24 protein-coding genes and 1 tRNA gene are annotated in these 23,963 nt (G+C 52.3%); 6 read left to right on the top strand and 19 right to left on the bottom strand.

All coding sequences use genetic code 11. The annotated features are described in order from the left end of the window. Positions 1-147 precede the first annotated feature (147 nt). The 15 genes from G4V39_RS03490 to G4V39_RS03420 form a co-directional block, all read right to left on the bottom strand. Complete coding sequence (locus tag G4V39_RS03490; RefSeq protein WP_166031614.1) at positions 148-1,035, bottom strand: thermonuclease family protein; 888 nt, start codon at positions 1,033-1,035, stop codon at positions 148-150. A 247-nt stretch (positions 1,036-1,282) separates the two neighbouring features. Beyond that, positions 1,283-2,020, bottom strand: a complete 738-nt coding sequence (locus G4V39_RS03485; RefSeq protein WP_166031613.1) for a formylmethanofuran dehydrogenase subunit E family protein — start codon at positions 2,018-2,020, stop codon at positions 1,283-1,285. Between the two features lie 2 nt (positions 2,021-2,022). Continuing rightward, a complete protein-coding gene (locus G4V39_RS03480) occupies positions 2,023-2,769 on the bottom strand; it encodes a sulfite exporter TauE/SafE family protein (RefSeq protein WP_166031612.1) in 747 nt (248 codons plus the stop codon). Continuing rightward, positions 2,766-4,730, bottom strand: a complete 1,965-nt coding sequence (locus G4V39_RS03475; protein WP_210412169.1) for a hypothetical protein — start codon at positions 4,728-4,730, stop codon at positions 2,766-2,768. Before G4V39_RS03475 ends, G4V39_RS03480 begins: the two co-directional genes overlap by 4 nt. Before the next feature lie 84 nt (positions 4,731-4,814). Beyond that, positions 4,815-5,177, bottom strand: coding sequence for a hypothetical protein (locus G4V39_RS03470; RefSeq protein WP_166031610.1), 363 nt, complete (start codon positions 5,175-5,177; stop codon positions 4,815-4,817). Between the two features lie 57 nt (positions 5,178-5,234). Then, a complete protein-coding gene (locus tag G4V39_RS03465; RefSeq protein WP_166031609.1) occupies positions 5,235-8,339 on the bottom strand; it encodes an efflux RND transporter permease subunit in 3,105 nt (1,034 codons plus the stop codon). Beyond that, entirely contained in the window at positions 8,336-8,767 is a 432-nt protein-coding gene (locus tag G4V39_RS03460; RefSeq protein WP_166031608.1) for a putative toxin-antitoxin system toxin component, PIN family, read from the bottom strand. The genes G4V39_RS03465 and G4V39_RS03460 overlap by 4 nt, the downstream gene beginning before the upstream one ends. Continuing rightward, positions 8,749-8,976: an AbrB/MazE/SpoVT family DNA-binding domain-containing protein gene (locus tag G4V39_RS03455; RefSeq protein ID WP_166031607.1), complete on the bottom strand. Its 228-nt coding sequence runs from the start codon at positions 8,974-8,976 to the stop codon at positions 8,749-8,751. Before G4V39_RS03455 ends, G4V39_RS03460 begins: the two co-directional genes overlap by 19 nt. Positions 8,977-9,016: 40 nt before the next feature. Continuing rightward, positions 9,017-10,126 (bottom strand): efflux RND transporter periplasmic adaptor subunit, encoded by a 1,110-nt coding sequence (locus G4V39_RS03450; RefSeq protein ID WP_166031606.1) that lies wholly within the window; start codon positions 10,124-10,126, stop codon positions 9,017-9,019. A gap of 281 nt (positions 10,127-10,407) precedes the next feature. After that, positions 10,408-11,775, bottom strand: coding sequence for a TolC family protein (locus tag G4V39_RS03445; RefSeq protein ID WP_166031605.1), 1,368 nt, complete (start codon positions 11,773-11,775; stop codon positions 10,408-10,410). Then, positions 11,753-12,805, bottom strand: a complete 1,053-nt coding sequence (gene arsB, locus G4V39_RS03440; RefSeq protein ID WP_166031604.1) for an ACR3 family arsenite efflux transporter — start codon at positions 12,803-12,805, stop codon at positions 11,753-11,755. Before arsB ends, G4V39_RS03445 begins: the two co-directional genes overlap by 23 nt. Beyond that, on the bottom strand, positions 12,802-13,209 hold the full coding sequence (locus tag G4V39_RS03435) for an arsenate reductase ArsC (RefSeq protein ID WP_166031603.1): 408 nt from the start codon (positions 13,207-13,209) through the stop codon (positions 12,802-12,804). Before G4V39_RS03435 ends, arsB begins: the two co-directional genes overlap by 4 nt. 16 nt (positions 13,210-13,225) lie before the next feature. Next, positions 13,226-13,459, bottom strand: a complete 234-nt coding sequence (locus tag G4V39_RS03430) for a thioredoxin family protein (RefSeq protein WP_246169724.1) — start codon at positions 13,457-13,459, stop codon at positions 13,226-13,228. Between the two features lie 46 nt (positions 13,460-13,505). Continuing rightward, complete coding sequence (locus G4V39_RS03425) at positions 13,506-14,792, bottom strand: permease (RefSeq protein ID WP_166031601.1); 1,287 nt, start codon at positions 14,790-14,792, stop codon at positions 13,506-13,508. Next, positions 14,776-15,162, bottom strand: coding sequence for an ArsR/SmtB family transcription factor (locus G4V39_RS03420; protein WP_166031600.1), 387 nt, complete (start codon positions 15,160-15,162; stop codon positions 14,776-14,778). The genes G4V39_RS03425 and G4V39_RS03420 overlap by 17 nt, the downstream gene beginning before the upstream one ends. Positions 15,163-15,583: 421 nt before the next feature. Here G4V39_RS03420 and G4V39_RS03415 point away from each other — a divergent pair, with 421 nt between their 5' ends. The 3 genes from G4V39_RS03415 (at position 15,584) to G4V39_RS03405 (ending at position 17,970) form a co-directional block, all read left to right on the top strand. Then, positions 15,584-15,748 (top strand): bacterioferritin-associated ferredoxin, encoded by a 165-nt coding sequence (locus G4V39_RS03415; protein ID WP_166031599.1) that lies wholly within the window; start codon positions 15,584-15,586, stop codon positions 15,746-15,748. Between the two features lie 408 nt (positions 15,749-16,156). After that, positions 16,157-17,611 carry a PAS domain-containing hybrid sensor histidine kinase/response regulator gene (locus tag G4V39_RS03410; protein ID WP_166031598.1) on the top strand — a complete coding sequence of 485 codons (1,455 nt, stop codon included), beginning with the start codon at positions 16,157-16,159 and terminating at the stop codon, positions 17,609-17,611. 188 nt (positions 17,612-17,799) lie between these two features. Further along, positions 17,800-17,970, top strand: a complete 171-nt coding sequence (locus G4V39_RS03405; protein WP_166031597.1) for a hypothetical protein — start codon at positions 17,800-17,802, stop codon at positions 17,968-17,970. A 154-nt stretch (positions 17,971-18,124) separates the two neighbouring features. Here the strand turns inward: G4V39_RS03405 and G4V39_RS03400 are convergent. The 4 genes from G4V39_RS03400 to G4V39_RS03385 form a co-directional block, all read right to left on the bottom strand. Further along, positions 18,125-18,201: transfer RNA gene (locus G4V39_RS03400), tRNA-Pro, on the bottom strand. Between the two features lie 33 nt (positions 18,202-18,234). After that, the gene (gene mutM / locus G4V39_RS03395) at positions 18,235-19,065 is read right to left on the bottom strand and encodes a bifunctional DNA-formamidopyrimidine glycosylase/DNA-(apurinic or apyrimidinic site) lyase (protein WP_166031596.1); all 831 of its coding nucleotides are present in this window, start codon (positions 19,063-19,065) and stop codon (positions 18,235-18,237) included. After that, on the bottom strand, positions 19,058-20,128 hold the full coding sequence (locus G4V39_RS03390) for an AI-2E family transporter (protein ID WP_166031595.1): 1,071 nt from the start codon (positions 20,126-20,128) through the stop codon (positions 19,058-19,060). The genes mutM and G4V39_RS03390 overlap by 8 nt, the downstream gene beginning before the upstream one ends. After that, on the bottom strand, positions 20,125-20,703 hold the full coding sequence (locus G4V39_RS03385) for a hypothetical protein (protein WP_166031594.1): 579 nt from the start codon (positions 20,701-20,703) through the stop codon (positions 20,125-20,127). Before G4V39_RS03385 ends, G4V39_RS03390 begins: the two co-directional genes overlap by 4 nt. A gap of 66 nt (positions 20,704-20,769) precedes the next feature. Here G4V39_RS03385 and hslO point away from each other — a divergent pair, with 66 nt between their 5' ends. Genes hslO through mqnE form a run of 3 tightly spaced genes read left to right on the top strand, consistent with a single transcriptional unit; the run spans position 20,770 to position 23,936 of the window. Beyond that, positions 20,770-21,687, top strand: a complete 918-nt coding sequence (hslO, locus tag G4V39_RS03380) for an Hsp33 family molecular chaperone HslO (protein ID WP_166031593.1) — start codon at positions 20,770-20,772, stop codon at positions 21,685-21,687. Then, positions 21,671-22,771 (top strand): serine hydrolase domain-containing protein, encoded by a 1,101-nt coding sequence (locus G4V39_RS03375; RefSeq protein ID WP_166031592.1) that lies wholly within the window; start codon positions 21,671-21,673, stop codon positions 22,769-22,771. The genes hslO and G4V39_RS03375 overlap by 17 nt, the downstream gene beginning before the upstream one ends. A 58-nt stretch (positions 22,772-22,829) precedes the next feature. Further along, positions 22,830-23,936, top strand: coding sequence for an aminofutalosine synthase MqnE (gene mqnE, locus G4V39_RS03370; protein WP_166031591.1), 1,107 nt, complete (start codon positions 22,830-22,832; stop codon positions 23,934-23,936). Positions 23,937-23,963 lie beyond the last annotated feature (27 nt).

Genomic DNA, 23,963 nt, shown 5'->3' with positions numbered 1-23,963 from the left:
AATCTGACAGGGCCCTTCAAAAAGAGGCATCTGAGGAAATCCAGGCCAAAAGGTCATTCGATTTTATTCAGATATTCAGGGCAAGAGTCTTTCTCATATATTCTTCTGTGTCTGTTAAGGTGGGGCGCAAGATTTATAGTCTGAAAGTCAATACCCTGACACCAGATTCAACCTTCCCACGGCTTCTGTGACATCTTCTGGCCAGATAAAGAGCCGATTGTAAGGTGGTACCCGATGATAATCCTGGGGCTCGTAAATTTTACAGGTGGTGAGATCGGCACAATAGCGTGTGATCCAGCCTTTTCTCTCCTGCGAGGACAAACGTTTTCCCTTAATGAGCTTTCTCATTACCTCATAGAGTCTTACGCACATCCGAAACTCGTAGCCTGTTAGCATCAGAGGTTCAGCCCAGGCGCCGTCCCTTTCTTCGAAGGCTCTTTTGGCCGCCTCCCAAAAGAGTACCAAGTCTTGGTATCTCGGAAGACTTGGATAGATCAAAAAAGGGGCCGCCCAACCAGACTCTACCATCAGAAGGTTGAATGTAGCTCGATCTTTTCGGCTCATCCGGGCTCTTTCTTCAGGGGTGTAGTAGGGGGCCATGTAGGCCAAGAGGCGTCCGTATCGATCAAAAGGCTTGTCCGCAGTTCGTAAGAAGATCCCCCTCTTGCGCTTCTTTTGGGGATCACTGAGCCTTTTTTCAAGGAGTTTTCGAAAATACTCCGCCGCTAGGCGTCCCTGTTTCTCCTGAAGACTTCCGGCTTTCCCACTGGCAAGTTTGGGGTAGAGATATTCAGCCAGACTATCCTTTATCGGCACTTTTCCTTCTTTAAGCCATTCTCCAAGTTGGGTAAGCTTTTTATCATGCTTGGAGGGTTTTTGGTTGCCAGGATAGTGCACTTCGGGGGTGTCGATGCTCAACATCCGGATAGAGATGGATACATAAGGTGTATCACCATCGGTAGCCCTTAAGAACTTTTTCGATCCCAGGGAATCTAATTCGAGTCCTTTAGGATCCCAAAAGATTTGAACAGACATGACCTCCCTCTTAAATAATTCGATCTTTTAATTTTTGATTAATGGCCTAAAGAGGCCGACACTTAAAGAAGGCTATAAATAAAGAGTAAAATTTAAGCAATAACAAAAAGGTTTTTTGCAAATTATGAGTATTTTTCGAAAAAAATTGCGTTTTTTGCTTTATTATATGGCCTCAAGGGAAGGGGCTATTCAGGAGAAAAGGCCCAAGAGAGTGCTCTGAAACTACTCCTTATGGGAAAAAACCGGGTTAGGAATGAATTCCCATTGGCACGTTTTTATTGATAATGTCTCCACGCGGGGCCAAAAGATCCAGGAAGCGGAACTCATAGTGGGGGAGCCGCTCAACGATAATGAACCATTCAGGCGGAGTATAGAGGAGCTTGCGGATAAAGGCCGAAAGAAGCTCCTCGTAGTGGTCAATCTCTTTGGCGGAGACCGGAAGCCCCTTCTTGCGCCGGGCCCTGATTTCTTTTTCGATCTCTTCAAAATCCCGGGGAATGAAGCCCGATTTAAGCCTTACCCGGTAGGCCTCTCCCGTAGAGATTTTCTGGACGATGAATTCCCAGCCCAGGGAGTTATCCACCCTCACGGTCATGAAGTTGATCCGGGCCCTGGTCATAAGGGTAGCGGCGTCCACAAAGCAGGGGCTATTTCTGGTGACCACCCTTATGTCCGTCCGGTCCACCACTCCGTTAGGAAAGAGCTTTAAGAGGGCCTCTCTTATGGCTACGAAGGCAAAGGCCAGCCCGTCGCAGAGGTGGCCGTGGATGCGGGCCAGGTCCTTAAGCCCGATCTCCTTGGTCTTCAGGGCGTAACGCCCCAGCGGAGCCTCAGTATCAAGCACCTTAATGGGCTTGTTATTAGGGGCTTCGGCCGCCCATTTGGGAAAAAACCAATCCGGAGAATTGTCCGTAGCCCCCTCCCCAGCCAGGGCCGGGGTTGCGATAAAGAAAGCGATAAAAAATATGGCCCAGACATGCTTCATAGCTAACCTCCTAAAAGGGTGTAAATCTTGTAAGCCGTCATCACCACGATAAGCAGGCCGAAAAGCTGTTTCAGGCGGTTGCTGGGGACGTAGAGGCTGGTGAAGCGCGCCCCGAGAAAGGCTCCCACCACCCCTGCACCAATCAAAGAGGCCGTTAAGACCGGGTCCCACTTAGCGGTGCTGAGGTGGGGGATCAGGGCCGAAAAAGAAGGCGGGGTTACGGCAAAGGCATTGATTCCCGCGGCCTTCTTGGGCTCAAACCCCAAAAGAATGAGGGTGGGCATAAGGAGGAATCCCGGGCCGATGCCCAGAAAACCGGCGAGCACCGAGATGGGAACCGCCAAAATAAGGGCCAGTTTAAAATTTTCTTTGCGGCCCTCCTCGCCTTTTACGGGCTTAAAGAGCCGGTAGGCCAGATAGCTTACCGAAAGGAGGTAGGCCACCCAGATGACCATTACCGGGATAAACCGGGTGAGAAAGGCCCCCACCGGCGCCGCGGCGGTGGTGACTACGGCAAGAGGGATGGCCTTTTTCCACTCCACGTAGCCGCTTCTCGCAAACCCGAAGGTGGCAAAAAGGGCCGTGAGCCCGTTTAGAAAAAGGGTCAGGGGCTGGACCTGGTTGACCAGGTCCGGAAGAAAGAAGGAGAGAAAGGGTACCGCAGCAAAGGCCACCCCCAACCCCAGCATCCCGGAGATAAAGGCCAGACCGAAAAGTCCAGCCGTCATGATGGTGAGAGACTTGGTCATTTTATCCTCCAAAAGGAATTAACTAAGAGCACCACCCCGGCCCAGGCCAGCGTGAGCAAGGCGCCGAGGTCGTGCAGGGTAAAAATAATTTGGCGAAGATTACCACCCTGTAAAAAGAAAAGCCCTGCTCCGGTCAAGATTTGGTAAAGGATGAGTAAGGCTCCCAGGGCAAAAAGAAGGCCCTTTCGGCCTGGAGAAAAGAAGAGATAAAGGGCCGCCAGTCCGCATAAAATCCCCACCACTTTGTGAAGGGAAGCCAGGTGGCCCAAAGTAGAGGCGGCGAAAAACCCGCCCAGGATAACGCTTAAGGCCGGGCCAAGAAGCGCCACGGTCAAGATCAGAAAGGCTAGGCGCTGGGAAAGAGAGGTATCGTTTATTTTTAAGTGTGGTCCGTAAAAGACGAGGCTTAAGCCGACAACGAAGAAAAATAGAAGGAGCCCATAGTACATCACCGGCTCAAGTACCTCTTGCCGCCAGGTGAGGGCTTTTACCGCCCAGGCGGAGTAACCAAGGATTTCGTAATTCGGTCTAAAAGAGAGCTTCCCCTGTCCGTCCCACAGAGAAGTAAGGACCGGACGATAAAAGAAGGGGGAACGGCCACTATGACAATCTGCACACCCTTCGCTCCTGAGGGCCGCTTTAGCCGGATAAATATCATGGGAGTACTTAAAGACCGAAGCGTAAGGGGTGGCCTCCCAGGGGAAGTGTTTGAGATGGGTCCAGTTTTTCCCGTCTTCGGTATACGCGGCGTCTTTGACGAATACGAGCCTGGCTTTTTTCGGGAACTTTCCCTTAAGCTCAAGATAACGTTTGACCTCTTTTAGGAGGGCCTTTATTTCTTCGGGCCTATTTACTTCGGGCACACCGTCTAGATTATCGTCTCTTATTTCGTTTAAGGCGGGAAAATTCTTCTGGGGATCAGCAAGGTGTTCTTTCCACATCCGGAAATAATCCACCATAAAGACCATATCAATGCCCGGAAGGCCCGGCTTGATGAACCCAACCCAGGCACTGTGCACCCGGTTCATGGGCCAAATTTTTCCTTTGTACCAGACCTTTTCAGGGATATATAAAAACGGTCTCTGGAATTTGGTCCCCTCCTGGTGGAGTTCTCCGTAATAATTCCAAGGTTTGGCGTCGGGCCCATAAAAGGTCCAAATCCTTTTAGGGGGAGGGGAAATGCCTGGAGCCGGATTAAAGTGAGTAGAGTCCTGCAGAAGCGCCGCTTTGACCGCCCGGTAAGGTACGTGGCAGGTTTGACAGGCCAATTTTTCCAAATGCCGCGGAGGAAGACCACGGTGCAGGGCTTTGGGGGCTCCGTGAAGGCCCTTTCCGTGGCAATCAAGGCACGGCCTTACCGTATTGTCTAGATCATCCCTTACGTGGCCTCCCGGATCATCTCCTTTGCCTATTTCATGAAGTTCTAGACCGGCAATCCTTCGGTCTCGGGCCCGGCTCCCGGCCCAGTGACAATCCACACATCTAAGCCCGGCCCGCGTGTGGACGTCGTCCCTTGCCTTATAACTGGCCCCTCTTTTCTTGTAATCGCTTTCTTTGTGGCAGAAGAGACAATTTTCTCGGGGGACTTCCTTTACAAAATGCAGTTTGACCCGACCTTTGGCGTCAAAGAAGCGAAGATTATAAACCACGCGAGGAGAAGTCCCTTCCTTTACTGCACCAACAATTTGACCTAAACCCGCACCTGCGGTAGCCGCCCAACGGAAATTTAAAAGCTTGATCTGTTTATTTCTTTCTTCATAGTGGTATCCCGGTAAGTGGCAGATAAGACAATCGGCTTCTATAACCCCCGTCTTATCCCAGTGGGCCTTGTAATAATCCCCGTCAAAGCCGTTGACCCCTCCGGAGACCAAGCCCTTTTCCTGCATATATTTGTCGTATCGATGGCCTTCTCTGTCCGTCTCCAGAGGGCCACCCCCAGGATGGCATTTCCCGCAAGCCAACACGAATTTAAAAGAGGTAAGATCAATTTCTTTGGCTGAAGAATTCTTTTTTTCCGCCAACTGCGGGAAAAGGGGAGCCGGACTTCACCAGCGGCCTCCATATTGGCCAGGACTTTTGACCCAGGGATAGCGCTCCTTCATCCAGGAAGGGATTTTTTCGTGCCGTCCCTGCTCAAAATGATAGGCGCTCGTAATATGCTGGTAGTCGTGACATTGACCACAGGTCTTTTTGGGGCTGTAGGGCTCATCAGCGTTCTTGTTATGGACCGGATCGATTATCTGCCCCTTTTCGTCCCTTAAATAAAAGGGAGGGCAGACGGAAAAGAACTTTCTTACTTTTTGTTCGCGAAGAGATCGCTTTTCCACTTGAGGGGTAAATTGAAAGGCCAAAACAAGGGAGGGAGAAAAAAACAAAAGGAACAAAAATAAAGATAATCTAAGCTTCATAAAAACCCTCCTAAGAGCTATTTAAAAGGCAAAACTTTTATAAAAACCATCTTTTTCTCACTGATTCCCCCTTATTCTCCTTATTTTCTTTTTCAAATCCTCAAAAAGCGTGTAAAAGAGCGGCACGTAAAGCAAGGTGAGGAGGGTGGCCACCAAAAGACCACCAATGGCCACCACCGCAAGCGGCGAGAGCCTTTCAAGCCCTAAGGCCCTTTCGGCGGCGATGGGAAGCATGCCGGTAATGGTCCCCATGGCGGTCATGATGATGGGGCGGGTCCTGATCCTGATGGCTCCTTCGATGGCCTCCCGCCGGCCCTTGCCCTCGGCCCGGGCTCTTTTGATGAAGTCGATAAGCAGGATGGAGTTATTGACCACGATTCCTGCCAGAAGGATCATCCCCATGGCCGCCGGCATACAGAAGTGCCGCCCCACGATCAAAAGTCCCCAGACCGCCCCGATAAGGGAAAGCGGTATGGCAACCATAATGGTCAAGGGATCTAAGAACGACTTGAAAGTGGGCACCAGGGAGAAGTAGAGGAGTACCAGGGCCAAGATCAGGGCTTTTTTGAGGCGGCTAAAAGACTCTCCCATGTGTTTGCTTTCCCCCTCCTGGCTTATGCGGTAGCCCGGAGGAAGGGGGAGGTCAGCCAGGAGCCGGTTCACCTGCCCCTGAAGGTGGGTGATGGCCGTGGTGTAGCGGTAACCCAGGACGTCCACCACCGGGGAGAGCCCCTGGCGCTTATAGACGGTAAGGGTCCTTACCTCCTGGAAGGTGGCAAGTTCATTTAAAGGAACAGGGCCCTCAGGGGTGGGGATCTTTAAGGTCTTAAGATCAGAGAGCGTCCGCCTTTCTCCTTCTGGAAAGCGCACCCTTATCACGTAGCCGTCTTCCCCCGGCACCCTTAGCACTGAGGCCGCCGCGCCGCTGAAGGCCGCACGCACGGTGCTGGCAAGTTCAAGGGGAGAGACTTTATAACGGGCAAGCTTTTCCAGGTTGAGTACGAGTTCGATTTCTCTCTTCTCTAACGTCCAGTTGCGGGAGATGGAGACCAGCCCCCGGACTTTGTAAAGTCTTGTCTTTACCTCTTCGGCCAGACGATCGAGTACTTTTGGGTCCGGCCCGCTGATCATAACGTCCACCGGAGCGGCGATGGAAGAAAGTGGGGTGGCGCCAAAGTCATAGACGTGCACGTACCTGAGTCCCGGGATACGCAGGAACTTTTCTCTAAGCTCCTCTTCGATCTGCCAGATGGTCTCCTTGCGGTGGAAGCGGTCTATGAAATGGACGGTGATGAGCCCCTGCTGAGGGGTCCTCTCCGCCCCGAAGCTGATCACCCCGGGCTCGCTTCCCACCATGGTGGCCATACGGATAAAACCCGGGGTCTCGCGTATGATCTCTTCCATCTGGTTCACGATCTTTTCTGTCTGGGCAAGGGAGGTGTTGGCCTCGGTCTCAAAAGAGATCTTGATGATCCCTGTGTCCATGGGGGGCATGAGGTCCTTGCCCACCAGGGGCATCTGCTTAAGGCTCAAGACCAGAAGACCTATCCCCAGAGGCCCGATGAAAAGAAGCCTTTTGGTCACCGCAAAGTCAAAGAGGGCCACGAAGAAGTTTCTCAAAGGCTCAAGGATTCCTTCACTTACGCGATAGAGCAGGCGTTCAAAGGCGTTCCGGCGGGCATCTCCTCTAAGGATCTTTTGAGAGAGAAGCGGGATCACGGTAATCGAGACCACATAGGAAGAAAGAAGGGCTAAGATGAGAACTGAGGCAAACTGCCTTAGGATCTTCTCCACGTAGCCCCCGATGAAAAGAATGGGCACCAGCACGGCCACGGTGGTGATGGTGCCGGCGAAATCCGCAAGCCAGATCTCCTTTGTCCCGTCCACGGCGGCCTGAAAAGGGGGCTTTCCCAGGTGATGGTGGCGGTCGATGTTTTCGATGACCACGATGGCGTCGTCAAGGAGAAGCCCCACGGCCACGATCACGGCGGTGAGAGTCACAATATTAAGCTCAAAGCCAAGGAGCCTCATCCCGAAAAAGGTCATGAAATAGGTGAAGGGGATAGAGATGGCAGCAAGAAGCGTCATCCGCCAGCGGGCAAGGATGATGAAAATCACGCCTACAGTGAGGACCACCGCGTCCCTTAAGGCGTCGATCATGTTGGAGATGGAGGTGCGGATGAGGTTTTCCTGAGTGTCCGCCACCTCAAAAGAGAGCTCAGGGAACATTTTTTTGATCTTGGGAAGTTCCCGGTGGAGACCGGCCAGGGTTACCGTCACGTGGCCCTTTTCCGGGCGCAGGATGTTGATGCCGATGGCCGGTCTCCCGTTTCCGTGAAAGAGGCTCTCCCTTTCGGCGTAAAGGGTCTTAAGGCGGGCGATATCCCGCAGGTGGATCTCGCCGTTTTTGGTGCGGGCCACCACCAGGTCAAGGAGTTTTTGTTTTTCAAGCCTTTCGCCGGCTACCTTAATGAGGATCTGGTCGTGGCTCCGGATAAGAAGCCCCCCCGGGATATTAAGATTTTCGGCGTAGATGGCCGAGATGACCTGGGAGAGGTTAAGACCGTAGCGGGCAAGTTTGTCACGGTCCACCTCAAGGCGTACTTCCGGGAAATACCCCCCGAAGACCTCCACCTGGGCCACTTCCGGGATGCGCAGGAGGGCCTCCCGGAGCTCGTTGTCGGCAAGCTGGCGTACCTTGGCCAGATCAAGGGGTGCTCCGGGTTTGGGATAGACCGCAAGGGTACAGACCGGGGCCGTGGCGTCGCTTACCCGGAAGATGCGTGCGGGAAGAAGCCCCTTGGGGAGGGAGGCCCAGATGCGGTTAAGAGCGGCGGAGACGTCGACTTCTGCCGAATCAAGGCCCTTTTCGTATTCAAACTCTACGGAAACCGCCGCCACTTCGTCCCGCGAGGAGGACTGGACTTTGCGCACCAGGTCAAGGGTGGCGAGCTCCTTTTCCACCCGACGGGCCACTTTATCTTCCACGTCTTCGGCCGAGGCCCCGGGCCAGACCAGGACCACAGCGATCTTCGGGTAGTTGGCGTCGGGAAATAGGTTTAAGGGCATCTCCCGGAAGGAAAGAAACCCCAGGACCACGCCCAGGATGATAAGCGAAGTAATGAGATAAGGATTTTTTAAATAACGCTCTACAAAACTCATGACTTCTCCTTGAGTCGCCTTAAAAATTCCTGCACCGAAAGGACGGGTACCGGAGGGGCCGAGAGCTTTAAAAGATGCTGGTCTCCGCTCACCAGGTAATCAGCCTTTCCGGAAACGGCACAACGCAAAAACTTGTCGTCTTCAGGGTCTTCGGGGACGTAGGAGGTTTTATCCGTGATATTCTCCACGACTTCAAACCAGGGAAGGATCTCCCTGGTAATTAGGAAGAGGATTTCTTCTTTGGTGAGTTCAAATTTGGGATAAGCAAGCACTCGTAGGTAATCGTCTAATATTTCCTTTGAAAGAAGGGGGATTATGCGCCTTTTTTTCCACCAAAAAACCAACTCCCCGGGTGTTCCTCCAAAAAGAAGGGCCGAGACCACTACGTTGGTGTCGAGTACTACGCGGATTATCTTTTTCTGGCCCATTTTATGGCCTCAGCCACCGTCTCTTCGGTGATTCCGAGTTTTTTCATTTTTTTCCGGATTTCAGTAAGGCTCAGAGAATTTTCCGGGATAGGGCGCAAAACGATGACCCCGTCTTCCAGAGATATTTCGAAATATTTGACTGGGGGAAGCTTCTCCAGAATCTTCTTGGGAATGGTAATCTGGTTTTTAGCCGAAAGCTTGGCCAGCATAAAATTTCCTCCTGCTTTATTTTCCGAAAATTTTACTATGCTAATTTTCCAGCCGCACTTTCTCCCCTTGGTGGAGTCTGAGGAGGGTGGATTCCTCGGCCACCACTACGAGATCACCCTTAGAGAGAGGGCCGGACAGGGCGACCTCCTCTCCTGAACGGCCAAGGAGTTCGACTTTTACGGCTTCAATTTCTCCCAGGCCGTCTTTTTCGGGTTTTACCCGTAAGACGTAAGTTTCGTTTGCATTCTCAAGAAGGGCCCTTAAGGGGACGATGGCCCCTTCCGCTTCTTTGAGCGTAAGGTCCACGCCTACCCTTGCTCCGGAAGGGAGCCCAAAGGGGCGGCTGGGAAGCCTGATCTCCACTGTGGCCAGTTCCCCGGGCCCCACCGCCGGGTGCACCCGAAAGATACTTGCTGAAAGCCGCTTTTCCCCTTCGGTGAGCAGGGCCCTGGCCCCGGGCCTGAAAGAGGCCGCCTTGGTCTGGGGCACACGAACGAACACCCGGTAGCCTTTGGTCGGTTCCTCCAGGGCCAGGATGGGGACTCCGGGAAGGGCCAGCTCTCCGGGTTCCTTGAGCCGGGCCGTTACCACCCCGCTAAAGGGAGCTCTGATCACGGTGTAGGAAAGGTCGTTTTTGGCGGCGGAAAGTTCAGCCTCCAGGGTCTTAAGCCGGGCCTTGGCCTCCTTGAAGGCGGCTTCTGAGATTTCAAAGGCCTCCTTGGAGATGGCCTTATTCTCGTAAAGGATGCGGTCACGCTCAAAGATGCGCTTTTTGGTAAGGAAACTCGTTTGGGCGGCTTCTATCTGGGCCTTAAGGGCCGAGATCCGGGCCCTAATGGGCTTATCATCGATCCTTGCCAGGAGTTCTCCCTTTTTTACCCGGTCTCCTTCATATTTAGTCACCGCAAGGAGGTAGCCCGAGATGCGGGAGCTGATCTTGGCTCCAAGTACGGGTTTTATCTCTCCCAGATAGTGTTCGGTAACGGCCAATTTTCCCCACTTTACTTTGGCTACCTCCACCGGGAGGGGGACGACCTTCGGGGGCGGGAGCTTGGCCAGGGCCTCCTTTTTCTTTTTTACCAGGTGGACGGCCAGGGCCACCACCACGGCCGCTATGAGCAAGACCAAAAGGATCTTAATTTTCTTCATGTTCCCCTCCGAAGGTGAAGGCGCTGAAATGGCCTGTCATTGTAAAGGCGGCAGGCCAAGTGATCCTTGAGATTGCTTCGCTGCGCTCGCAATGACATAAGTAGGTCATCGCGAGGATCTCTCTACGCTTTAAAATGCGTAGAGGGCCCGAAGCGATCTCGGCAACCGATCCGTTGAGATGTCTTTGCTGCTCGCGTATGTTCGCCATGACAAAATAGAAAACGCTTGCAATATGCCTAAGATAGTCGCGATCACGTAAAACTTGCCGGCAAGACCAAGCATTATTTCTCCGCCTTCGAATTCTTGCCTTCAAATTTTGCGGTGGACCAACACTCAAGTTTCAGCCAGCCGCGGGCGATGAGGGTGGTGGCCCGCTCGTAGGCCACGTAGGCCTTGGCCAGGCGGTAGCGGGCCCCGAGGTAGTCGGCCTCGGCCTGGGCCCAGGCCGCCTGGGCCAGAAGCATGTCGGTCACCGTGCCGGCTCCGGTGCGGTATTTGAGGCTCTCTACGCGGAAGGCCTCTTTAGCGGTGGCCCTGGCGGCCTCAAAATGGGCCACTTCTTCTTCGGCCTGAGCAATGAGGGAGAGGGCGTCAGCGATCTCCCGCCGGGCCGAAAGTTCAAGGAGCCTTAAGCGTTCCCTTTCGGCCAGGGCCCGGGAGCGGGCCTCGGCCACCCGGGCCGAAATGGTCCCTCCGCTAAAGATGTTGAGCCTGAGTCGCACTCCGGCCTCCCAGACCTCCTCGGAATCGTTGAGCCCGGAGCCGGCCCTTCGGCCGTAATCGGCAAAGAGATCAAGGCTTGGCAGATGTTCTCCAGAGGCAAGCTTGATTTCTTCTTGAGCCTGCCGGACGGCCTGCCTTTGGGCAAAGATATCTGGCCGACAGGAGAGGGCCTCCTCAATGTCTATTTTTTGGAGTTTTAATTTTTTGATCTCAAGCGTCCCGGCCACCCTGAAGTCGCTTCTGGGAGGCTCCCCGAGGAGAACACTGAGAGCCTCTTTGGCTCGCCGGAGGGCTTCTTTGGCGGCTGAAAGCGCGGCCTCTTCAGCCCGCACCTGGGTTCTTATGCGCATGAGGTCAAGGGGCGGGATGCGGCCCACTTTTAGCCTCAGCTCAGCCTCTTTTTCCTGGTCTTTAAGAGCGGCTAGCGTTTTTTCTCGGGCCGAAACCAGGGCTTCAAGGTAGAGGGCTAAATAAAAAGTATCTTTGACGTTGGCTAGAAGATCCAGGGCTGTTTGTCGGCTCAGGCCTTCTTTAAAGGCGATAGCCAGCTCAGCGATTTTTGCCCTTCGGCGCAGCCTTCCACCTTCATAAATGGGAAGAAGGGTTTCCAGATTAAAGAAATAGCGATCTCGGCTAAAGGCCGGAAAGGGCCCGGGCCCTTTAATAGGAACTACCGCCTGAGCATCACTTAGCCGGCTAGCCTGAGCTATGAAGTTGACCTGGGGAAAGAGTTTCCCGCGTTCGGCCCGGTATCTCTCCTTGGAGGCGGCCACTTCATATTTGCGGGCTAAGATTTCTGGATTGCGTTTGAGGGCTTCTCTTAGGGCCTTATCCAAGGTTAACGGAGAGTCGGCGAGGCCCGGAGAAGCCCAGATTATGGAAAGAGCCAAAATGAATAATATCTTAAGCAGGTTTGGGCACTTCACCGAAAAGCCTCCTCCGGAAGTACCAGGCCACGTTGACCAGGGAAATAAGGATGGGGACCTCTACTAAAGGACCAATTACCGTGGCAAAGGCCTGACCGGACTTAAGCCCAAAGACCGCTACCGCTACGGCGATGGCCAGCTCAAAGTCGTTGCTGGCCGCCGTAAAGGAGACGGCCACGGTCTTGGGGTAAGAGATCTTCATCCGGTAGGCGATAAAAAAGGTTACAAACCACATGAAGAAGAAGTAACCCACATAGGGAAGAGCCACCCGAAGAACGTGCACCGGAAGGTCTACGATAAATTGGCCCTTGAGGGAAAACATTACCACAATGGTGAAGAGGAGGGCGATGGGGGTAAGCCAGGAGACCCGGGGGACAAATCGAGTAAAGTACCAAGAGTCGCCCCTTGTGCGACGCAGAATCTGGTTGGTAATCAGGCCGGCCAGAAAGGGAATTCCCAGATATATGAAGACCGACTTGGCCACCTCCAGCATGGAGACCTTTACGACCACTCCCTTAAGACCCAAAAAGGAGGGCATGACATAGAGAAAGAGATAGGCATAGAGAGAATAGGTTAAGACCTGGAAGATGGCATTAAAGGCCACCAGGCCAGCGGCCAGATCCCGGTCGCCATCGGCAAGATCATTCCACACCAGGACCATGGCAATGCATCGGGCAAGGCCTACCAGAATAACTCCCATCATGTAGTCTGGGTGATCCGGAAGAAGGAGCACCGCCAGCACAAACATGACGAGCGGTCCCACCACCCAGTTCTGGATGAGGGAGAGGGCCAGCATCCGCTTGTTGGAGAAGACGATGGGAAGTTCTTCATAGCGGACTTTGGCCAGCGGCGGATACATCATCAGGATGAGGCCGATGGCGATGGGGATGGAGGTGGTCCCCACCTGAAAGCGCTCCAGAAACTGGGCCGTCTGAGGTACGAACTTCCCAAGGAGCACACCAAAGACCATAGCTAAAAATATCCAGAGGGTAAGGTAACGTTCGAAAAATCCGAGTCTTGGACGCTTCATCTTCTTTTCTCCTCATCAAAAAGATCTTTTAACTTCTGAAGTATCTGGTCCCGAACCTCCCGGAAGGATTCTACGTCTCCAGACTTTGCCGGATCAGGAAAAGGAAGATGGAGCCTTCTTTTGGCCCCGGGAAAGACCGGGCACTCGGCCGCAGCCGAATCGCAGAGAGTGACTACCAGGTCAAAGGTCTTTCCTGAAAACTCGTCAAGATGCTTACTCCTTAAGGCGGAGACATCGATTCCCACTTCCTCAAGGACTTTTTGGGCCAGGGGATGCACCCCTCTGGGACGCACTCCGGCCGAGAAGGCCTTCACCTTTGTGCCGAAGAAGTGGTTGGCCAGGGCCTCGGCCAACTGGGATCGGCAGGCATTCTCGGTACACAGAAAAAGCACTTCAGGCTTCAAGGTAACCTCCTTAACCTTAGGACTTAAGGAGTCTTATGATCTCCTCTACCGAGAGAATCTTTCCCTGCGAGACAACCTTTCCATCTATAACCAACCCCGGGGTCTGGAGGACTCCATGGGCCGCTATTTGCCCGAGGTCGGTTATCTTTTCTACCGAGGCCTCAAGGCCGAGTTCCTTGATCGCCAAAACAACGTTGTCATAGAGATTGGCACACTTGGGGCAACCTGGACCTAGGACTTTGATCTTCATCATTTCCTCCTTGGATGTTTTTTGTGGTATCGAAACTCCTCACTTTTTAGCCTCCGGAGATCAAACCGTAGATGAAACCGCAGAGGGTGGAGATGGCTATTACTATGACCACGTAGGCAGCGGTCTTCCTGACCCCTATTACCGAGCGGATGACGAGCATACTGGGAAGGGAGACCGCTGGTCCGGCCAGAAGAAGGGCCAGGGCTGGCCCTTTACCCATGCCGGCCCCCAGTAGACCCTGAAGAATGGGCACTTCGGTCAGGGTGGCAAAATACATGAAGGCCCCGGAAATTGAGGCAAAAAAATTGGCGGCAAAGGAATTTCCGCCAACAAGATCAGCCACCAGGTTGGAGGGAATAAAGCCCTCATGCCCTGGCCTTCCCAAAAAGAAGCCGGCAGCTAAAACACCGAAGAAAAGAAGGGGCAGAATCTGTCGGCCAAGGACATAGGAGGATTCAAGCCAAGTGCGGGCCTCACCGCCGGTTGAATAAAGGGCCAGAGAGAGGACAAACACCCCGGTAAGAAACGAGACTTCATGCCCTGGGAAAAGGATCTCCCCCACGGTTACTACCGCTGCTGTAGCCAGAAGCCAGGGAAGCCTTACGCCGAAGAAGGCCTTAAGTTCTGCCAGCAGGCTCAGGGCTGCCAGGGCCACCAGTGGCCACTTAAGGCGGTAAATCTCAGCCCATACTCCGGTGCCCTTTCCCCAGGTGGCAAACACCAGAATGGCCACCAGGGTGGCCATAAAAAGGACGTTTTGCCAAAGGGGCCGTCCCTGGGGGATGTCTTCACTACCAAATTGGGATAGCCTCGCTTGCTCCTCTCGGCGGAAGATAAAGGCCATGATGAGCCCGATGATGATGCTGGCTACGATGGCCCCCAGGGCCCGACTAATGCCAATATCCGCACCGAGGATACGGGCCGTAAGGACAATGGCCAATACATTTATGGCTGGCCCCGAATAAAGAAAGGTGGTCGCTGGCCCGAGGCCGGCACCGTTCATATAAATACCGGCAAAGAGCGGAAGGATGGTGCAGGAACAAACGGCCAGGATTGTCCCCGAGACAGCGGCTACCCCATAGGCCACCGGCTTGGGGGCGGCAGGCCCCAGGTAGCGCATGACGGATTCCTTGGACACAAAGACACTTATGGCCCCGGCGATAAAAAAGGCTGGGATAAGGCAAAAGATGACGTGCTCCCGGGCATACCAGTGGGTGAGTAGAAGGGCCTCCCTGGCCCCTGATAAGACCCTTTCTTTAAGGGGAAAATAGAAAAAGAATAGAAAAATTGCTGTTCCCAGGAGAATTCTGAAGGTCTCACGTCTCCAGTTCACCGTTCTTCTCCTCCTCAGGTTTTGAAGGGCACTCTCGTAAAAAGGCTGGCCCTACATTAAGGTGGCGGAACCTCTCAAGGAGGGCCATTATTTCTGGATCTTCCAATAGAGAGGGGATAACAAGGGCCAGGAGATCCTTAGCCTTTTGGTCGGCTGGACAGAGGCGATAGATCTGGAAGAATCCCCGTCTTTCATACTCTAAGAAGCCAGCCTCGGTAAGTTTTTGGAGATGTCTGGTAATTGTTGGTTGGGCCAGATTAAGAACTGCGGCCAGCTCACATACGCAGCAGGGCCTTGTTGAAATAAGGGCTACAAGCCGGAGCCTGGTGCCATCTGCTAGGGCTTTAAGTTGCTTGGTAAGTCTCTTCATAGCTAACTCTTTTTTGTCTATATAGCCATTTGGCTAAATAGTCAATATAAAATTTTATAAACTCTCTCTGGTGGGGCCTAGCAAGGCCTCTTGTTTGTTAAGGCTTGTTTTCAGGCGAAGGAGATCCCGAAAGAGCTGCACTCAGTGATATCTTGAGGCAGGCCCCAAAAGGGGAGGCTTGGTTATTAACGGTCTCTAAACACCATGGCCGGCTACAACCTTCTATTAGAGATGTTTAAGGACTTTTTCTCCGAAATTAAAAAGTATCATCAAAATCTTTAAAATAGCCTTAAGTTGGCAGGAAGATCAATTAAGTTACTTTAGGCTTGAAAGGGGGGGTAGATAATTGATTGGAAAAGGTTCAGGCAGGCCCACAATCCATCTTCATAACCTATAAAATAAAAATAAGGGAGCGTCTTCAATGCCTGAATCCAGAGAAATGATCTGCTACTGTTTTGGCTATACCCTAGAGGACCTTAAAGAAGATTATAAACGCTACGGCTATTCCAATATTCTAAAGAGTATCCTTTGGGCCAAAAAGAGAGGAGGCTGTAATTGTGCCCACACTAATCCTAAGGGACGCTGATGTCTTCCGGACATCCAGCGGGCGCTGGAGGAGATCCTTAAAGAAACCGGGCCCAATTCTTCCCGGCCTGTTTTTTGAAATTCGATTCGATAATTCCCGGGATAGACACTCCTCGAAAATTGTTACCATTTGTTAAGAATTTTTTTACTTCTTGTTACAGTCCCGCTTCTGTCAAACAACCCGCCAATAAGAGACGTTTTTTCCGTAAGGGCAACGGAAAAATTTTTCCCAATTTTCGCAGGATCTTTTGCTCAATTGGTAAGTTTGGGTAGCAAAACGGATGTAATAGAGTGCATAAAGTGGCAAATAAATTGCTAGTCTTGCCGAGATGGGAAAAAGCTGGCTAAGTAGAAAAAATGTCGGTTTTGCGGGCTTTTTAACTTTAAGTTAAGGGATGGTAATTTTTTAATGTTTCAAAACGTCTACCCCAAGATATGTAAAATTTTTTCCACCCAACCAGATCCTTCCGTAGGTATTGATACCTCACGGAAGGTTCTCTTCGTAAATGCTGCGGCCCAGCAGATTCAAGGGAAAGGGGAATCTTGTTTCCAGATACTCTTTAGGGAAAATGCCCCTTGTGCTTTCTGTCCCCTGGAGGAAGCCCTTTCCAAGGGGCAGGCCCGAAGAATTGTCACTACCCAAGGGGGAGACTACGACCTTTGGCTTTACCTGCTTGAAAGAGAAGAACAAATTCTGGTTTGCTCAATTCGGGATATCTCTCCTATCGAAGAGCGAGAAAGAAGACGCCACCTTGGAAAAAAGATGGAAGCCCTTTCCAGATTTGCCGGCAATATCGCCCACCACTTTAACAATCTTTTGGCTGGAGCTATGGGGCAACTGGAACTCCTGAAACAGGAGACTCAAGGGGCACTCCAGGAGAGGGCAGCCCGAATCTTGCGGGATCTTCAGCATGGAAGTGAGCTTACCAATAAACTCCTTACCCTGGGAATGGGACAGCCCATCGATATTAAGCTGGGAGACATCAATCAAGACATCAAAAATCTTCTCGTGGTCTTAAGAGATCTTATTCCAGAGAAAATCATCCTTGAGAGCGATCTGGATCGTGAGTTGCCTCACATTCACTATGATCGCATGGCTTTAGTGCAGGTGCTTCTTAACCTTATAAGCAATGCCGTGGATGCCATGCCAGAAGGTGGTCAAATCACCATCACCACCGGCGTCTCCCCCGAAGGTAACGTCATCCTGGAGATAAAAGACACAGGAGTAGGCATCCCGCCAGATTTACAGGAATTCATTTTTGAGCCCTTTTTCACCACCAAAAAGGATCAAAAGCGCGCGGGGCTTGGCCTTTCTATGGCTTACTCCCTTGTTTCATCTATGGGCGGAGAGATTGAGCTTGAGAGCCTCCCCGAGCGAGGTAGCACCTTCCGGATCATTTTCCCCGTTAAAAAGAGGGCTCACCTCCCCACGGAGGCCCCTCGGGTGTGTCGAATTTTGGTAGCTGAAGAGGACACCTACATTCGAAATCTTCTCAAAGAGGCCTTTTCCCTTCATGGCTATCAGGTATCTACCGCCGCCAAGGGTGAGAAGGCCCTAGAGCTTCTGGAAAAGGAGCCAAAGGGCTTTGACATCCTTATCGTGGATCTGGATATGGCTGCTATGGGAGGGCTAAGAATTATCGAAGAGGCATTGGTTCGATCGCCTCGGGCCCATTTTATCGTCATAAGTGGTCACGAGACAGGAATCTCTATCCCCAAAATGGGACACCGAATTCATTTTCTTCAGAAACCATTTCACCTTAAAGAAATTCTCAATTTGGTGAAGACCATCTGGGAAGGTCTGAAGAGCCAGAAGGTGTCTTCTGAAGACGAGGATAAGATCACCCGGGAACATCAGGGTTGACCAAAAGGCCAACCCCTCCGCGTAAGATTCTGGGCCTTATCGTCCTTTAAGCACAAAATAGCCGTTTTCCCGTTCCGTTCGGATCAAAAGTGATCCTTTTGGTAAATTTTCTCTGTAAAGCATGGTTGTTGCCATTTAAAACCAAAATACCTAATTTAATTGAGAAGAAAGATTAAGGAGGGGGGAAGATGATAAAGATTGAACTTGATTCTCAAGAGGCCCAGGTTTTAAAGGAGATCCTTGAGAGATATCTTTCTGATCTCCGAATGGAGATTGCCGCCACGGAAAAGAAAGAATGGCGGGATAAGCTTAAAGAAAGGGAGGACTTCTTAAAAAGATTAATCAGCCAGCTGGGATAAGCCGGAGAGGGGGGAAGCCCCCTCTATTCTTCTACCTATATCTTAGAATAAACCTTCCTGATATTTCTAAGATTGTCTCTTTCCCCAATTTATCCCTCTACTATAGCGTAGAGAGACCTTTAAGGAGAGGATTCTTGGAGAGAAAATCTGGGAGTGGTCGGGACGGCAGGATTTGAACCTGCGACCCCTGCGTCCCGAACGCAGTGCTCTGCCAAACTGAGCCACGTCCCGACCGGCGCTAACAAAGATAGCATCGCTGCCAGGCTAGTCAAGAGAGGGGAGGGGGTGTTTGAATGGCTGACAATAGGGACAAAAATGGGTTCCCCGACCAGCAACGATTTTGCGGACAATGGGCGTACCGCATCGAGGACAGGGCTTTCCCTGCTGGTGGTAAACCTGGTGGCGGCTCTGAAAGGATCCTGCCCGGCCCTGACCATCGACATAGTTTCTTACACTAGAGCCGCGGGCAGAGATAGCTTCTTTAAGCACCTGCCTGATAGCCTCAAGAAGGCGGCGGGCCTCCTCAGCGGTCAAGGTGTTAGCTGGTCTTTCTGGATGGATGCCGGCCCGGAAAAGGGCCTCATCAGTATATATGTTTCCTAGGCCGGCGATAAGGTTCTGGTCAAGGAGCAGGGCTTTTATCTTGCGGCGGCTTCTAGAAAGAATAGACAGAAACTCTTCCTCAGAGATGTCAAAGGGCTCTGGCCCCAGAGAAGCCAGAGCCTGATGGGTCTTTAGCCGGGAGGTTGGGACAAGATCTAGAAAGCCAAATTGCCGAAGATCGGCATAAAAAAGCCGACTCCCGTTATCGAACTCAAAGATAACATGGGTGTGGTCAGGCTGATTCTTTCCATGAACCAACCTACCGGTGAGTTTGAGGTGAACAATAAGCGTCAAATCGCCAGAGAGATGGATGAGAATCAATTTTCCGCGACGAGAAAGGCCCAGAATCTTGTGGCCGATGATTCGGTTAAACTCTGCCGGTTTTTGACGTAAGAGCTTGGGAAGAAGAACCTTCAGACCACTTATTCTGCGCCCTGTAAGCCTGGGCTTCAGATCTCTGACTACCGTTTCAACTTCAGGAAGCTCAGGCATTTCTTACCCCTGGTAAAATACGGGAACGGTATATCTCTAGGATGGAAATACAGAGGGCAATAATAATGGGCCCCAGGAGAACCCCAACAAAGCCAAAGAGGTTAAGCCCTCCTAAAATGCTGAAGAAGAGAAAAAGATTGTGAATATCGGTCCGACCGGCGATGAAGAGGGGCCTTAGGATGGAATCTATTTGACTTATCACCAGCCCCCCAAAGAGGAAGAGGACCAGGGCCTTTAAATACAAACCTTTGATCAGAAGATAAACGGTGGCCGGTCCCCAGACCAGGGCCGTTCCAAAAAGAGGAACAAAGGCCGAGATGGTCATGATGAGCCCCCAGAGAAGAGGGGCCGAGAAGCCCAGTATCCAGAGGATAAAAATTCCCAGAGATCCCTGGACCATGGCTGTAAGCACGCTTCCGTATAAGGTGGCCGTAAGAACCTGATTTATCTTGGTGGCAATAATCTCCACGTCTCCGGGAGGCAAGGGGACGAAGCTCTTTAGGGCATAGAGGAGATCATCTCCATCCCGAAAAAGATAATAAAGGGCCACCATCATGAAGGCCCCCTGAATGACCAGGCCAGCCACGTTTTTGAAGATTACTGTTCCCTGACGGATGAAAAAATCACCAAATTGGCGAACAACATCCACCAGGCTCTCTTTTATGGCCGCCTCCCGGGCCTGAAGGGTCTTTAAAACCCCTTCTCCCAAACGCTGAAAAAGTGGATGTTTCTGAAGATGGGGCAGAATCTGGAGGCCGTTTTCCCCCAGAGAGGTGTGAATCTCAGAGTAGATTCGGATGACTTCATTGGTCAAAGCGGCCAAAAAGGCAAATACGGGGACAATGATAAAGAAGATAAGAAGAAGACACATGAGAAAGGCCGCCACTCCTCGATGGCCTTTGAGGCGCTGTCGAAGTCGCATGTTCAGGGGGTAAAAGAACAAGGCTAGAATTACCGCCCAGGCGATGGCCTTAAAAAAGGGTAAAAAAAGCCCCGCTCCCAAAAGAAGAACGGCCACAGCAAATGAAAACAGGATTATGGAGACAAATACCTGAGCACTCAAATTTCTTGACCGGGGACAGCCCCTTTATTTTCTACTTGATTACCTTGGTTGATAACATTGGCTGAGCAGGGCATCAAGAAGGGAGAAAGGGTCTTAAGAGGGCCTTCTAGAGCCTCTAAAGGGGCCCCTAACTCTTTAAGCCAGGAGAAAAGTTCTTTTGAGGAGCAGTTTATGGAGCAGGGTCGTCCCCGGCTAACATCAAAGGCCTCTTGAATCAAAAAGGTCTCCAGGGCCCGGCAGACTTCCTGACGAAGAGAGGCTAAAATCCCTGTTTCGAGTTTTTGACAGTCACAGAACTTCTTCAGTCTCTTCCAGTTGACTATGGCCCGGGCCAGGCCGCGATAGATAGACTTATCTCGGTTCTCTGGAGTCAGGTCTCGAAGGATGATCCGGCGATACCGTTCCACCACTGCCAGCTTGAGTTGGCTTAGATCTTCTTGGGTAAGACGTATCCCCGGGCCATCGGGATCTTCGCTGAGGTAGTAAATGGCATTATAGTAAATTACCTCTGGAATCTCCCCTCCGGCCTCAACAATGGCAAAGGCTTCTTCGGCTACCAACTCCTGTCCATCCATGGCCAGGCATCTTACCAGTGGGGTGCATCCTTGAAAACTCCCTCCGGCAGGCTAGATATAGGGAGCATGGACGACTATCTGTTTAGAGGGGTCAGCGACGATGGATCTTTTCGGGTCATCGGGGCCCGGACAACTCATCTGGTAGATGAGGCCCGGCGACGGCATCAGGCCAGCCCTACGGCCATTGCTGCTCTCGGAAGAGCCATGACGGCGGCTGTACTCCTGTCGGCTGACCTCAAAAAAGAAGATCATCGGGTGATGATCCAGATCCAGGGTGGAGGCCCTCTGGGTGAAATATTAGCCGAAGCCGATGGGGCTGGCCGGGCCAGAGGATGCATCCAGCGTCCTTCTGTTCATCTTCCCCCTACCGAGGCCCGAAAATTAGACGTAGGTGGGGGAGTGGGAGCCAGGGGCTTTTTCTCTGTTACCAAGGATCTCGGTCTTAAAGAACCCTACCAGGGGTCGGTTCCCCTTGTCTCTGGAGAAATAGCCGAGGACTTGAGTTACTATCTTACTGTCTCTGAACAGGTGCCCTCGGCAGCGGCCATCGGAGTCCTGGTAGAGGTGGATGGCCGGGTCAAGGCCGCTGGAGGGCTCTTATTCCAGAGCCTCCCCGAGGCCAGCGACGAGGCAGTAGCCCGCCTAGAAAAGAGACTCCGGGAGATGCCCCCCCTGACCAGCCTTCTTTCCCGAGGCCTGGCTCCCGAAGAGGTCGCCCGCGAGCTTCTATCTCCGGTGTCCCTTAAGATCCTGGAGACAAGGCCGGTGGTTTTTGGCTGTCGCTGTTCGCGGGAAAGGGTGGAAAGAGCCCTGATCGCTTTAGGAATCAAAGAGATTGAAAGGCTGGCCAAAGAGAAAGAATCCACCGAGATAAGCTGTGACTTCTGCCGAACCACATATGTGTTTACCCGTCAGGATCTAGAGCGCCTTATCAAAGAAGTCTTCGGCGGGAAACCCGGGAGAGACCGTGTCCCTCAGGCTTGAGGAGCTTCTCAATCGGGGAGTTTACGAGGGGGTCTTTCCCGGCTGCGCCCTGGGGATCTGGTACAGGGGGAAGATGGCCCTTTTTTATCGAGGAAGAACCGCTTGGGGCCGAGAGTTTCCCCCGGTTTCGGAAAACACCTGGTATGATCTGGCCTCTCTTACCAAACCTCTGGCTACCACCCTGGTAGCCATGGACCTGTTTGACAAGGGGCTTTTTGATCCCCTGGCTCCCATTAAGGCCTTCCTCTCCGCTCCCTATCCCCTCTCAGAGGTTCCTGTGGCCTATCTTCTCAGCCACACCAGCGGTCTTCCGAGCCATCGTCCATATTTTGCCCGCTTGCTGACTTATCCTCCTGAAAGGCGCCGTCAGGTCTTTCTCTACTGGCTCCTTAACGAACCCCTCTGTTATCCTCCGGGCCTTAAAGAGATGTATAGCGATCTGGGTTTTTTTCTCCTGGGGGAAATACTGGGGTTAATTAGTGAGACTCCATTTTATGTGTCGGCCCAAAGGTTATACCTTCGGTTTGGTCTTAGCCATGGCCTAACCTTCTTTCCCCTTAAGAGGGGCATCCTTCAGGATGATATTGCCCCCACTGAGGTCTGCCCCTGGCGCGGAAAGCTCCTTTGGGGAGAGGTTCACGACGAAAACACCTGGGCTCTGGGAGGAGCCGCCGGACAGGCCGGGCTTTTCGGTCGTCTGGAGGCGGTAGTTCAGCTCCTTGCCTGTCTCTATCAGATCTATCGGGGAGAAGACGGTCCGCTGAAGGGGACGACCCTGAAGTTTTTTTGGCACTGGCGCCGCCAGGGTACCTGGGCCTTGGGTTTTGATCGTCCTGAGGTGCAGGGTCTCTCAATGGCCGGTAGCCTTCTTAGCAGAGAAAGCTGGGGACACCTGGGCTTTACCGGCGTTTCCTTCTGGATTGATCCGCAAAGGGATTTGATCATCGTCTTTCTGTGCAACCGGGTCCATCCCTGGCGTCATAACCAAAAAATAAAGGCCTTCAGACCCGCCCTCCACGACTTGGTAGTAGAAGAACTGGGGAACATTTTCGGGGGCTCAAGTAAGGGGCCCTTCAATGAGTAGATAAGCGGAAAAATCTGTGTATAGTAATGCCAGGTCAGACCTTAAGAGAGTTGTTTCCATGCCCCAGTATCTCACCCAAATAGGAGAAAGAGCTGTTAGGCGGGCTGGTCTGGAGGACATCTTGGAAAAGGTGGCCTCTGGCCAACGTCTGGAGGCCGAGGACGGCCGTCGTCTTTTTGAGACCTCTGACCTTACTGCTCTGGGATATCTAGCGGCCATTGCCCGGAGACGCCACTCCGGTGAGAAGGCCTATTATATTTACAACCAGCACCTAAATTACAGCAATGTTTGTGTTAACCTCTGTAAATTCTGTGCTTTTGGTTGTCAGAAGTCTGATCCCCGGGCCTATGAGATGAGCCTAGAGGAGGCTGAGGCCAAGGTTCGAGCCCGACTTTCGGAACCAATTAGAGAGATCCATGTCGTCGGCGGTTGTCACCCTGATCTTCCCTATGAGTATTATCCAGAACTCATTAGGCGCCTTAAAGCCCTTCGACCCGAGGCCCACATAAAAGCCTTTACCTGTGTAGAGATAGATCACTTGGCTCGAATCTCAGGGAAGAGCATCTCTCAGGTGCTTACTGAGCTCAAGGAGGCCGGGCTGGCCTGTTTACCTGGCGGAGGGGCTGAAGTCTTTAGCCCCCGGGTAAGGGATCTCCTCTGTGAAAAGAAGATAAGCGGCAAACGATGGCTAGAGATCTCCAAGACGGCTCATCGGTTAGGAATCCCCACCAATGCTACCATGCTTTATGGCCACATTGAGACCATCGAGGAACGTCTTAAACATCTTCTGGCCCTAAGAGAGGCCCAAGATGAGACCGGGGGGTTCCTCTGTTTTATTCCCTTGCCTTTCAAGCCCCAGAAAACTCCCCTTAAAGTAGCTCCCACTACCGGTACCGAAGATCTCAAGATGATAGCCATCTCCCGTCTTATGTTGGATAACTTCCCTCACATAAAGGCCTACTGGATCTTTCTAGGGCTCAAAATCGCCCAGGTGGCCTTGGCCTTCGGGGCCGACGACTTTCATGGCACTGTTATCGAGGAACGAATCAGCGAGCTCTCTGGGGTGGAGGACGAAAAGACCCTCACCCGGACAGAGATAGAACGTCTCATCAGGGAGGCCGGCTTTGAGCCAGTGGAGCGAGACAGCTTGTACAACCCCCTCTGAGAGGGCCCTAACCGGGCCCCCATTTAA

Source organism: Thermosulfuriphilus ammonigenes (assembly GCF_011207455.1).
In the GTDB taxonomy this organism is placed as follows: domain Bacteria; phylum Desulfobacterota; class Thermodesulfobacteria; order Thermodesulfobacteriales; family ST65; genus Thermosulfuriphilus; species Thermosulfuriphilus ammonigenes.
Note: the sequence above shows the minus strand (reverse complement) of the source record. Positions and strands in the feature narration are given on the sequence as shown.

What these genes read in the sequence shown, in the direction of transcription:
- G4V39_RS03490 (WP_166031614.1), bottom strand. Translation starts at nt 1,035, where the DNA reads ATGTCTGTTCAAATCTTTTGGGATCCTAAAGGACTCGAATTAGATTCC.
- G4V39_RS03485 (WP_166031613.1), bottom strand. Translation starts at nt 2,020, where the DNA reads ATGAAGCATGTCTGGGCCATATTTTTTATCGCTTTCTTTATCGCAACC.
- G4V39_RS03480 (WP_166031612.1), bottom strand. Translation starts at nt 2,769, where the DNA reads ATGACCAAGTCTCTCACCATCATGACGGCTGGACTTTTCGGTCTGGCC.
- G4V39_RS03470 (WP_166031610.1), bottom strand. Translation starts at nt 5,177, where the DNA reads ATGAAGCTTAGATTATCTTTATTTTTGTTCCTTTTGTTTTTTTCTCCC.
- G4V39_RS03465 (WP_166031609.1), bottom strand. Translation starts at nt 8,339, where the DNA reads ATGAGTTTTGTAGAGCGTTATTTAAAAAATCCTTATCTCATTACTTCG.
- G4V39_RS03460 (WP_166031608.1), bottom strand. Translation starts at nt 8,767, where the DNA reads ATGGGCCAGAAAAAGATAATCCGCGTAGTACTCGACACCAACGTAGTG.
- G4V39_RS03455 (WP_166031607.1), bottom strand. Translation starts at nt 8,976, where the DNA reads ATGCTGGCCAAGCTTTCGGCTAAAAACCAGATTACCATTCCCAAGAAG.
- G4V39_RS03450 (WP_166031606.1), bottom strand. Translation starts at nt 10,126, where the DNA reads ATGAAGAAAATTAAGATCCTTTTGGTCTTGCTCATAGCGGCCGTGGTG.
- arsB (WP_166031604.1), bottom strand. Translation starts at nt 12,805, where the DNA reads ATGAAGCGTCCAAGACTCGGATTTTTCGAACGTTACCTTACCCTCTGG.
- G4V39_RS03430 (WP_246169724.1), bottom strand. Translation starts at nt 13,459, where the DNA reads ATGAAGATCAAAGTCCTAGGTCCAGGTTGCCCCAAGTGTGCCAATCTC.
- G4V39_RS03420 (WP_166031600.1), bottom strand. Translation starts at nt 15,162, where the DNA reads ATGAAGAGACTTACCAAGCAACTTAAAGCCCTAGCAGATGGCACCAGG.
- G4V39_RS03415 (WP_166031599.1), top strand. Translation starts at nt 15,584, where the DNA reads ATGCCTGAATCCAGAGAAATGATCTGCTACTGTTTTGGCTATACCCTA.
- G4V39_RS03410 (WP_166031598.1), top strand. Translation starts at nt 16,157, where the DNA reads ATGTTTCAAAACGTCTACCCCAAGATATGTAAAATTTTTTCCACCCAA.
- G4V39_RS03405 (WP_166031597.1), top strand. Translation starts at nt 17,800, where the DNA reads ATGATAAAGATTGAACTTGATTCTCAAGAGGCCCAGGTTTTAAAGGAG.
- mutM (WP_166031596.1), bottom strand. Translation starts at nt 19,065, where the DNA reads ATGCCTGAGCTTCCTGAAGTTGAAACGGTAGTCAGAGATCTGAAGCCC.
- G4V39_RS03385 (WP_166031594.1), bottom strand. Translation starts at nt 20,703, where the DNA reads ATGGATGGACAGGAGTTGGTAGCCGAAGAAGCCTTTGCCATTGTTGAG.
- hslO (WP_166031593.1), top strand. Translation starts at nt 20,770, where the DNA reads ATGGACGACTATCTGTTTAGAGGGGTCAGCGACGATGGATCTTTTCGG.
- mqnE (WP_166031591.1), top strand. Translation starts at nt 22,830, where the DNA reads ATGCCCCAGTATCTCACCCAAATAGGAGAAAGAGCTGTTAGGCGGGCT.